At 62.1% G+C, this 9,634-nt stretch carries 7 protein-coding genes; 5 read left to right on the plus strand and 2 right to left on the minus strand.

What is annotated here, in order from left to right:
- Nucleotides 1-119 precede the first annotated feature (119 nt).
- From coxB to VB618_RS15720, 5 genes are all read left to right on the plus strand, one after another.
- Nucleotides 120-1,073, plus strand: a complete 954-nt coding sequence (gene coxB / locus VB618_RS15700; RefSeq protein ID WP_329797648.1) for a cytochrome c oxidase subunit II — start codon at nucleotides 120-122, stop codon at nucleotides 1,071-1,073.
- Nucleotides 1,070-3,637, plus strand: coding sequence for a cbb3-type cytochrome c oxidase subunit I (locus VB618_RS15705; protein WP_329797649.1), 2,568 nt, complete (start codon nucleotides 1,070-1,072; stop codon nucleotides 3,635-3,637). Before coxB ends, VB618_RS15705 begins: the two co-directional genes overlap by 4 nt.
- 1 nt (nucleotide 3,638) lies before the next feature.
- Nucleotides 3,639-3,998, plus strand: a complete 360-nt coding sequence (locus VB618_RS15710; protein WP_329797650.1) for a hypothetical protein — start codon at nucleotides 3,639-3,641, stop codon at nucleotides 3,996-3,998.
- A gap of 75 nt (nucleotides 3,999-4,073) precedes the next feature.
- A complete protein-coding gene (locus VB618_RS15715) occupies nucleotides 4,074-5,183 on the plus strand; it encodes an SDR family oxidoreductase (RefSeq protein ID WP_442931809.1) in 1,110 nt (369 codons plus the stop codon).
- Nucleotides 5,184-5,193: 10 nt separating this feature from the next.
- Nucleotides 5,194-6,834, plus strand: a complete 1,641-nt coding sequence (locus tag VB618_RS15720) for an alpha-amylase family protein (RefSeq protein WP_329797651.1) — start codon at nucleotides 5,194-5,196, stop codon at nucleotides 6,832-6,834.
- A gap of 33 nt (nucleotides 6,835-6,867) precedes the next feature.
- Here the strand turns inward: VB618_RS15720 and VB618_RS15725 are convergent, their stop codons facing one another.
- Nucleotides 6,868-7,095: a hypothetical protein gene (locus tag VB618_RS15725; RefSeq protein WP_329797652.1), complete on the minus strand. Its 228-nt coding sequence runs from the start codon at nucleotides 7,093-7,095 to the stop codon at nucleotides 6,868-6,870.
- An 80-nt stretch (nucleotides 7,096-7,175) separates the two neighbouring features.
- Nucleotides 7,176-8,768, minus strand: a complete 1,593-nt coding sequence (locus VB618_RS15730; RefSeq protein WP_329797653.1) for an alpha-amylase family glycosyl hydrolase — start codon at nucleotides 8,766-8,768, stop codon at nucleotides 7,176-7,178.
- Nucleotides 8,769-9,634: the final 866 nt, after the last annotated feature.

Here is a 9,634-nt window from a genome sequence, read left to right on the forward strand (position 1 = left end):
GCCAAGCTTTTCCGTTCACTGCATGCAGAAACGATCTAGGGCGGATGGACTTTGAAACGACCCTGACGCGCCTTCGAGGGCGGCTTGACCCCGTTCTGAGGTGCGGGGGCGGGCTTCTGTTGGCATTCTCGCTCGCAGGCTGCAGCGGCGTGCAGTCGGCCCTCGATCCGGCCGGGGGCGACGCCTGGGATCTCTATTGGCTCACCGTCATCATGACGGTGGGAGCAACCCTCATCTTCATCTTCGTGACGGCGCTTCTGCTCTATGCCGTCTTTGCACCGCCGGAGCGCCGTACCTGGCTCGGAACCCGAAGGACAATCGTCTATGGCGGGCTCGCTTTCCCGATCGTGACCCTCTCGCTGCTGCTTCCCTATGGTCTCATCGTCATGCGGGATGTCGATGTTCCGCAACCCGGCGCACTGCAGATCGAGGTGATCGGCGAGCAGTACTGGTGGCGGGTGCGCTATCCGGCCGAGGGCAATCAGGCGGAGTTCTCGACCGCCAACGAACTCGTTGTGCCCATCGGCAGGCCGATTACCGTATCGGTGACGGCGGCTGACGTGATCCACAGCTTCTGGATCCCGAATTTTGGTGGCAAGATCGACATGATCCCAGGCCGGATCAATCGCTTCAACTTCACGGCGGAACGTCCCGGCATCTATCGCGGCGTCTGCGCCGAGTTCTGCGGCGCCCAGCATGCGCGCATGGCCTTCGACGTCATGGCACTGGAGCCTGCCGAATTCGAGGCATGGCGAAGAACACAGACGCAGCCGGCCCCGGAGCCGGCGATCCTGGTCTTGGCGAGAGGCCGTGACCTGTTCCGCAGCGGTGGCTGCGGCTCCTGCCATGTGGTGAAGGGCACGGAGGCAAATGGGCAATTCGGCCCCGACCTCACCCATGTGGGAAGCCGGCGAACCATCGGTGCGGGGCAGTTTCCGAACAATATCGGCACGCTGGCGGGCTGGATTGCCAACGTGCAGCACATCAAGCCTGGAGCGAAGATGCCCTCCTACGGTTCGCTCACCGGCGAGGATCTGCGGGCAATGGCCGGATATCTGGAGAGCTTGAAATGAATGCACCCGAGCTCCCAAAATCCTTCGAGCGACGGGAGACCGAGCTGCCTAACCCGCTGCCGCGTCCGGAGGGCGAGTTCGAGGCTCTGAAGAAAGCCTGGGAACCGCCGCGGGGCTTGAGCTTCATCACCGCCGTCAACAACACCTATGTGGGCCTGTGGTATGTCGGAACGGCCTTCCTGTTCTTCATCCTGGCCGGGATCCTCGCGCTGATCATGCGCGTCCAGCTTGCCGCGCCGGAAAGCGATTTCGTCAGTCACGATCTCTACAACCAGCTCTTCACCATGCACGGCACGGTGATGATGTTCCTCTTCGCGGTACCGGCGGTTGAGGCGGCGAGCGTTTATCTCCTGCCGAACATGCAGGCGGCGCGCGACCTGCCGTTCCCGCGCCTGTCGGCCTACGCGTTCTGGGCCTACTTCGTCGGTGGCCTCGTGTTCTTCGGCACGATCTTCTTCGGCCTGTCGCCGGATGGCGGCTGGTTCATGTATCCGCCGCTCACCAGCACCAAGTACTCGCCCGCCGAGAATGCCGACTGGTGGCTCCTCGGCATCGGCTTCATTGAGATTTCGGCCATCGCTGGCGCCATCGAGATCATCGTCGGCGTCATGAAGACCCGCGCGGTCGGCATGAGCCTCGACAAGCTGCCGGTCTATTCCTGGGCCATGCTGGTCTTCGCCGTCATGATCGTGATCGGCTTTCCGGCGATCATCCTCGGCACGCTGCTGCTCGAGATGGAACGTGCTTTCGACTGGCCGTTCTTCATCGCCGAGAGGGGCGGGGACCCGCTCCTGTGGCAGCACCTGTTCTGGTTCTTCGGCCACCCGGAGGTTTACATCATCTTCCTGCCGGCAACCGGCATGGTGTCGATGATCGTACCGACAATGGCGCAGACGCCGCTCGTAGGCTACCGCCTCGTGGTGCTCGCCCTCATTGCGACAGGCTTCCTCTCCTTCGGCCTCTGGGTGCACCACATGTTCGCCACGGGCCTGCCGAAGATGTCCCTGAGCTTCTTTTCGGCTGCCAGTACGGCGGTGGCGGTGCCGAGCGGCATCCAGGTCTTTGCCTGGATCGCCACCATCGCGTCCGGGCGCATGAAGCTGACGACGCCGTCGATGTTCGTCATCGGCTTCCTGTTCATCTTCACCCTCGGCGGTCTCACCGGCGTGATGGTCGCCATGGCGCCCTTCGACTGGCAGGCGCACGACAGCTATTTCGTGGTGGCGCATCTGCATTACGTGCTCATCGGCGGCATGGTGTTCCCGCTCTTCGCCGCCGTTTATTACTGGGTTCCCGTGGCGAGCAAACGGGCTCTTTCCGAGCGTCTCGGACGCTGGGTGTTCGGCCTTATGTTCCTTGGGGTCAATGTGACGTTCCTGCCGATGCATATCACCGGGCTCATCGGCATGCCCCGGCGGGTCTATACCTATCCGGTCGGCATGGGGTGGGATGCGCTCAATCTCGTCTCCACCATCGGCTCCTTCATGATTGCCGCAGGCGTCGCACTCTTCCTGTTCGACATGGCTCGTAACTTCCGCTTCGCCGGTGAGGACAATGCCGGAAACGTCTGGAGCGCCAGCACGCTCGAGTGGCTGCCGAACGGCAACTACAACACGCGCAGCATCCCCTCCGTCGTTAGCCGTGATCCCCTCTGGGATCAGCCCAACCTGTCGAAGGATGTGGAGGACGGCCGCTACTATCTGCCGGGAACCGCCACCGGCAGACGCGAGGCGTTGGTGACGAGCCCCTTCGATGCACGGCCCCAGTATATCCTGCAGGTTCCGGGTCCCGGCTGGCAGCCGGTGCTCGCGGCGGTGTTCACGGCGGCGTTCTTCCTGCTCCTGACCGTCAAATTCGTCTTTACGTCGATCATCTGCGGTATTCTCGCGGTCGGCTTCGTGATCTGGTGGCTCTGGGAGACCGATCCCGGACCGGTCCGCCCTCCTGCAGACATTGGCGGCGGCATCGTCGTTCCGGTCTATGTCACGGGCCCGATGAACCATTCCTGGTGGGCGATGATCGTCCTCATGGTGGTGTCGGGCATGGTCTTCACCTGCCTGATTTTCTCATACCTCTTCCTCTGGCTCGTGAACCCGGGAGCATGGCCGCCGCAGGGTGTTCGGATCCCTGACTGGATCTGGCCCGCTCTCTCTGCCTTCCTTTACTGCGCCAGCGCAGCTTTGATTGCTGTGGCGAGCCGGCATCTGCGCGGCGAGGATCGGCGCAAGCCGCGCTCGGTGCCGATCCTGATCGGTGTGGCGCTCCTGCTCGTGAGCATTGCGTCGGCTGTGGATCTCTGGGCGCAATGGCAGACGGGTTTGAGCCCGTCGGCTCATGCCTATGGAGCGGCCGTCTATGCCATCATGTCCCTGCAGATCTTCTTCGTGCTGACCACGCTGGTCATGGGTCTTTACACCATCGCCCGCTGGCTTGCCGGCAAGCTCGACAGCGTGCGCCGGACGACCTTCGACAACACCATGCTGTTCTGGTTCTACACCGTAGGGCAGGGCCTGGTCGGTCTCCTGGTGGTGCACGGCTACCCGCGCCTGACCGGAGGGATCTAGCATGACCGGACGGCGGACAGGGCAGGTTCTCCTGACGCTTGGCGGGATGATCGCCTGGGCGGTGCAGTTCACGGTTGTCTACGGAGCGACATCGACCCTATGCGGCCGAGGATGGGCAGATGCGACGCTTCTCGGCATCGGCGTCGTTCCATTCGCGATCCTCGCAGCCACCCTCGTGACTCTTGCGGCTGCGGCCATCCTGCTGATCGTCTCGCTTCGCGAAGAACGGCAACAGCGGAATCAGCCAGCCTCAGCGACGGACAGCTTCTTGAGTCAGGCAGGCATGCTGATCAACGGCCTCTCACTCATCGCGATCCTCTGGAATGGCGTACCGGCCTTCATCCTGCCAGCCTGCGCATAGACGGGACGGGAACCGGCCTAGCTGGCGGTTCTTATATGTAGGAGTTCTCCTCCAACCGATACAAAAGAGCCCGATGTGATTGGAAACCGGAACGAAAAACGTTGGGCTGATGCCAGGGCACAGGACAGAGAGTTCGGCTCACCAGTCGTCGTGGTCACGGGAGCATCGGCCGGTGTCGGTCGCGCAGTTGCCATGGCATTCGGGCGGAAAGGCTGGCGCGTGGCCTTGATCGCCCGCGGCCGCGGACGGCTCGAGAGCGCTGCCCGAGAGGTGAAGGAAGCAGGCGGCACGGCCCTCGTGATCCCGACGGATGTTGCCGACGCAGATGCGGTCGATGCGGCGGCCGCGCAGGTGATCGCCACATGGGGGCGTATCGACGTCTGGATCAACAATGCCATGGCGACCGTCTACGGACCTGCCACGTCCATGAGTCCTGATGAAGTCCGTCGGGTGACGGAGGTCACCTATCTGGGACAGGTGCACGGCACTCTGGCGGCCCTGCGCCACATGCGGAAGAAGGACACGGGGACGATTGTCCAGATCGGATCGGCCTTGAGCTATCGGTCCATTCCGCTGCAATCGGCCTATTGCGCAGCGAAGTTCGCCGTGCGCGGCTTCACGGACTCGCTGCGCAGCGAGCTTCATCATGAAGGCAGCCGCATCAGGCTCACGATGGTGCAGCTGCCCGCCGTTGATACCCCGCAATTCGATTGGGCGCGCAGTCATCTGCCGGAAGAGCTGCAGCCTGTTCCGCCGATCCACGCGCCGGAGGCCGTGGCCGAGGCCATCGTGCGGGCAGCCCGGACGGCGCCCCGCGAAATGTGGATCGGCAGCCCTACGATCCAGGCGATCCTCGGCACCATGGTGGCTCCGGGTCTCCTCGACCGCATGATGGCACGACAGGCCTGGGAAGGGCAGATGACAGGAGCGCCCGGGAAGCCTCGCGAGGGCAACCTCTTCGAGGCTCCGCCCGGCGATCCCGGAGCCCATGGACGCTTTGGATCCCGATCCCGCCGACGTGTGGTGGCGGTCTCCGGGACAACGGCCCGCGGTGTGCTGGCGGCGGTTGCGCTCGGCTGCGTGGCCGGAGCGGTCGCGGCGGCGTGGCGTATGGGAGCGAACGGCACCGTGACGAACAACCGTCGTTTGTCGGACAGGGAGCATGCTGCCCGCATGATCAGTTAGGTAATTTCAGATGCTCGACCTCTGGTACAAGAACGCCGTGATTTACTGCGTCGATGTCGAAACCTTCATGGATTCGAACGGCGACGGAGTGGGCGACTTCGGCGGACTTGCCGACCGGCTCGATCATGTGGAGGCGCTCGGCGCAACCTGCATCTGGCTGCTGCCGTTCTACCCGACCCCGAACCGCGACAACGGCTATGACGTGACCGACTTCTATGCCGTCGATCCGAGGCTTGGCACGCTCGGCGATTTCGTCACCTTCACGCACGCGGCTCATGACCGGGGCTTAAGGGTCATCATCGACCTCGTGGCAAACCACACGTCGATCGACCATCCCTGGTTTCAGGAGGCACGGCAGCATCCGAACTCGCGCTATCGCGATTGGTATATCTGGTCGAAGGAGAAGCCTGAGAACATCCATGAGGGTGTTGTCTTCCCCGGCGTTCAGGACACGACCTGGACTTACGACGATGTCGCACAGGCCTGGTACATGCATCGTTTCTACAAGCACCAGGCCGACCTCAACATCGCAAATCCGGAGGTGAGAGAGGAAATCGAAAAGGTGATGGGTTTCTGGCTGCAGCTCGGCGTCTCAGGATTCCGGCTCGATGCCGTTCCCTTCCTGATCGAGTACCGCGGCGTACCGGCAGAGGACAAGCCGGACAGGGATCCTCACGAGTACCTGAATGAGCTGCGGTCGTTCATCTCGTGGCGCCGCGCAGAGGCCATGTTGCTGGCAGAGGCCAACATCACCATGGATCAGGTGGACGAATATTTCGGTACCTCGGGGGACCGGCTCCACATGATCTTCAACTTCATGCTGAACCAGAACCTGTTTCTGGCACTATCCCGCAACGATGCCGAGCCGATCCGTCGCGTGATGGCCCAGACGCCGGCCATTCCCCCCAAGAGTCAATGGGCGAGCTTCCTGCGCAATCACGACGAACTCGACCTCGGCCGATTGTCGGATGCCGAGCGCGGCGAGGTCTTCGCGGCCTTCGGTCCTGCGCCTGAGATGCAGGCGTATGAGCGCGGCATCCGCCGGCGCTTGGCTCCCATGCTTGATGGCGATGAGCGCCGGATCAGACTGGCCTTCAGCCTCATGTTCGCCCTGCCCGGAACACCGGTGCTCTGGTACGGCGACGAGATCGGCATGGGAGAGGATCTTGCCCTCAAGGAGCGCAACTCAGTCAGGACACCGATGCAATGGGCGGATGAGCCGAATGCGGGATTCTCGGCCGGACCGACTGAGCGCCTCGTACGGCCCGTCGTGTCGAAGGGGGCGTTCGACTACAAGCGCATCAACGTTGCGGCGCAGCACGATCTCGATGGCTCGCTGATGAGCACTGTGCAGCGACTGGTTCGGACACGGCGTGCCTGCCCGGAGGTCGGCTGGGGCCAATGTCAGGTACTCGACACAGGCAAAACCGGGGTTCTTGCCCTGCGATACGACTGGCAGGGAGAGACCACCCTGATCCTTCACAATCTAGCCGCTCAAGCAGTTGACGTGAAGATGTCGCTCGACGGTATTGGCAGATTGCGGCCGCTCTTCTGCGATCAGGACGACCGGGCCATGCGTGATGCCTCCGATCCGATTTCCCTCAATCCTTTCGGGTATCGCTGGTTCCGGGCACAAGGCGAGCGACGATAGGCGGGGGAAGCGCCGCTCTTTCGCTGATCCAGCTTACGCGGTCGGCTGCGGCGTTGTCGGCGTTGCTGGAATTTCCTGCGGCGTAGTCGGCGGCACTCCCACGGGTTCGCCGGGAGGCGGGATATCGCTTGGCGTCGTCGGAGGCACGCCGATCGGTGCCGGTTGCGGCGTCTCGGGCGGCGTCGGCGGGCTGACGGGAGCTGGATTGGGATCGGCCGGATTCGGCTCCGGATAGGGCTGATTCGGCAGAGGAATCGGCATGCAGGGAATGCTCCACGGACGAAATGTCTCGAAGGGGCAATCCCCCTCACACCGGCAGGTTCCGCTTCAGCGCCGGGCCGTCAGATTCCGAGCGCAATGATGAGGCCCTCATCGGCCCGCAGGACAACCTGCGCTTCGATAGGCTCCTCGCTCCGATCCGGGACCGTCGAAAGCACCACACGTCCTTTCGTCCCGGCTGGAAAGGGGAGGGTATGCGGCTCATGCCCTAGGTTCAAAGCCACCAGGAAGCGCTCCGAACCATGCTGCCGTTCATAAGCGAGAACATCTCCTTCGGCTGAGACCTGCGTGTAGCCGCCGACGCTCAGGGCCAAGTGCTGGCGCCGCAGCTCGATCAGGTGCCGGTACAGCATCAGGATGGACGCCGGATCGTCCCGTAATCCTTCCACATGGCAGGATCGGAAATGCGGGTCGAGGGGCAGCCAGGGCTTGCCGCTCGTGAACCCGCCTTGGGCCGAGCCGTCCCAATGCATGGGGGTGCGCTCCGGATCGCGCCCGAGGTCTAAGCCCGGCTCGTTCTTCTCCCAGGGATCCTGAGCCGCCTCCGGCGGGATCTCGACTTTGCCGATCCCGATCTCGTCGCCGTAATACATGGTGGGTGTGCCTCTGAGGGTCAGAAGCAGCATGGCGGCCACACGCGCCTGCTGTGGGCCGATCCGGGCGCCGATGCGCGGCTGGTCATGGTTGCCGAGCACCCAATTGGGCCATCCGCCTTCGGGAAGTGCGGCCTCGTACTCGTTGATGAGAGCCGCGATCGTCCGGGCGTTCCAGGCTGTCTGAATGAGCTGGAAGTTGAAGGGCAGATGAGCGCCGGAAAGATCCTTGCCGTAATAGGTGACGAGACGCTCCAGCGGCAGGTAGATCTCCCCGATCAGCACCCGCTCCGGATATTCCTCCAGCACGCCGCGCATCTCGCTCACCACCTCATGCACTTCGGGCTGGTCGGCGGAATACACCTGGATGAAACGGTTGATCTCTGCCTGACTAGTCTGAAACGCGGGGTTGTGTGGGTTGTCCCGGAACTCGGCGTGCTTGATGAGATGCCAGATCACATCAACCCTGAATCCATCGACACCGCGATCGAGCCAGAACCGCAAGGCATTATACATGGCCTTGCGTATATCAGAATTGCGCCAGTTGAGGTCCGGCTGCTCCTTCAGGAAGGCATGGTAGTAATACTGCCCCGTGGCTTCATCCCACTCCCAGGCAGGGCCGCCGAAATTGCTGATCCAGTTGTTGGGCGGAGATCCGTCCGGCTTGGCATCGCGCCAGAGATACCAGTCCCGATTCGGGTTCGTGCGCGACGAGCGGCTCTCCTTGAACCAGGGATGCTGATCGGACGTGTGGTTGGGGACGAAGTCGAGGATGAGCTTGAGGCCCTTGGCATGCGCTTCCTCGATGAGGCGCTCGAAGTCCTCCAAGGTGCCGAAGATCGGATCGATGCCGCAGTAATCGGCCACGTCATAGCCGAAATCGGCCATGGGTGAGGGGAAGATCGGTGAAATCCAGATCGCATTGATGCCGAGCCAGGCAAGATAATCCAGCCGCTGGCGAATTCCATTCAGATCGCTGATGCCGTCGCCATTGCTGTCCTGAAACGAGCGAGGATAAATCTGGTAGACGATACCGCGCTTCCACCATGTGGTCTCAGGCATGAGGGACGCTTCACTGTTGGAAAGGATCGGACCGGAGGGGCAACGGTAGGCGAATTCGGCAGCCGTCTGAGGGTTCCGCTTCTCGAGGCGAAAATGGGTGAAGACACCTTGACCGCTACGGTCATCCCCCTTGAGGCTCCCAACTGAATGTCGTGGGTTCGATTCCCATCGCCCGCTCCAATCCCCTCACAATGAAGGCACAGGCCTGCAGCTGAGCTCTTCCGTTTACCTTAGCGGTCGAGAGGAAGAGAAAAGCCTTCGGGGTGCCATTGGCGGGTGTTGACAAACCAGACGGGAATCGACATATCCGCAGCCCCGCCGGAATTCAGTTCGGGCGAGCTTCAATCTCAAACGACACCGACGCTGCCGAGGTCTCCGGATCTCTCTGTTCGTTCGGGTCCCGATCGGTGATCTTAAAACATCCTGATCTGCGGCACGAGCCATGAGCCCCAGTATATGGCGGTCCTCCATGGCTCCTCTGGCGAAAAACGAGAAGACTCCGGATCGATGTCATTGATCTGGGTCAAGTAAACGCAGAGGCGAATTCGCTCTCTGCGAATGCTGAAGCTTGTTTGAATACTGAGTAATGGCGCCGGGCGATGCCGATTTCGAAAGATCTTCGAAAAAGATGTTGACCTAGGGAAGGGGTTCGGATAGAACATCTTCATCGACGGCGGCCACTGTGGTGGTTGGCCTGACGGAGGCTTTTTCGATCCTGGCGCTTCAAGCGGCGGGATGGACAAGGCTCTCTTCTTCGTCTGTGTGACGGGGAATTTGCTCTTTGACATTGTTGAGAGGGGAAGAGAAGCGTAGGCGGCGGTGTCCTTGCGGGCGATTGGCAACAATTGCTGTAAGATACATCGACC

This window comes from Microvirga sp. CF3062 (genome assembly GCF_036314045.1).
GTDB lineage: Bacteria > Pseudomonadota > Alphaproteobacteria > Rhizobiales > Beijerinckiaceae > Microvirga.

What these genes read in the sequence shown, in the direction of transcription:
- VB618_RS15710 (WP_329797650.1), top strand. Translation starts at nt 3,639, where the DNA reads ATGACCGGACGGCGGACAGGGCAGGTTCTCCTGACGCTTGGCGGGATG.
- VB618_RS15725 (WP_329797652.1), bottom strand. Translation starts at nt 7,095, where the DNA reads ATGCCGATTCCTCTGCCGAATCAGCCCTATCCGGAGCCGAATCCGGCC.
- VB618_RS15705 (WP_329797649.1), top strand. Translation starts at nt 1,070, where the DNA reads ATGAATGCACCCGAGCTCCCAAAATCCTTCGAGCGACGGGAGACCGAG.
- VB618_RS15720 (WP_329797651.1), top strand. Translation starts at nt 5,194, where the DNA reads ATGCTCGACCTCTGGTACAAGAACGCCGTGATTTACTGCGTCGATGTC.
- VB618_RS15730 (WP_329797653.1), bottom strand. Translation starts at nt 8,768, where the DNA reads ATGCCTGAGACCACATGGTGGAAGCGCGGTATCGTCTACCAGATTTAT.